1 protein-coding gene is annotated in these 936 nt (G+C 47.9%); it reads left to right on the top strand.

The genetic code is table 11. From position 1 onward, the window contains the following. Positions 1-936 (top strand): translocation/assembly module TamB domain-containing protein (locus R7O13_RS24965; protein ID WP_318304957.1); only part of this gene is annotated, 936 nt, incomplete at both ends.

The following is a 936-nucleotide window of genomic DNA, read 5'->3' as shown; positions in this document are numbered from 1 at the left end:
TCCTTTAGTTCTAGGGTGTGCGATTGCGTTGGGCTCAACATACGCGATGGCAGAAGCGGTTGATTTGAAGCAAAACATGAAGCAGATGAAGATGGAATTCAAACAGGCCGCAGAAGCGTCTGACGTGGAAACCATGAAATCAGCGATTGATAGCTTACAAGCCATTGTAGAACAGTCAAAACGTGGTAATTACCCACCAGAAAAGTTTGATACTTACCTAGAAGGTTTCAAAAAACTGTCGGTAACGCTAGACAAAATCCAAGCGGATCTGGATGCAGGGATCATTACGCCTGACGGTAAGCTAGAAATCACCGGTGATGCTGACTGGCGTGACCTGCAAGACTGGCGCACTCGTGCCCGCGTGTTTGCAAAAGAGCTGAAAGTTGATATGCCGCCGATGGTCAAAATCAAAGTTGAGCCGGACATGACCATTGATGTCACACCGCAGTTGGCGAAGGTGGAAGGTAACATCAATCTGCCATGGGGACGTATCGTCATTGAGGAACTGCCACCAAGTGCGGTTGGGGTGTCGAGTGATACCGTGATTTTAAACAAGGATTTACAGCCAGTTGATGAAGTGACGGCTATGCCATTCAACGTCGAAACGGACATCAACATCAAGATTGGTGATGACTTCCAACTTGCGGCGTTTGGCTTGAAGGGCGGCTTGAAAGGTAGCCTTAACGTGACACAAAAAGACAAAGGACCATTCATCGTTGGTGAGGTAAACATCGTTGACGGTTCTTACCGTTCATTTGGTCAAGATTTGGTGATCGAAGAAGGTAAGATCTTAATGAACGGCCCAGCGGATCAACCGTATGTATCGATCAAAGCGATTCGTAACCCTGACAATACTCAAGACGATGTGATCGCAGGTGTGCGTGTGACTGGCCCTGCTTCCGATCCGAGTGTGGAAATTTTCTCGGAGCCTGCGAT

The organism is Vibrio sp. Y176, assembly GCF_033438945.1.
The sequence above is the reverse complement of the archived record's forward strand: the minus strand, read 5'-3'. Positions and strand labels throughout refer to the sequence as shown.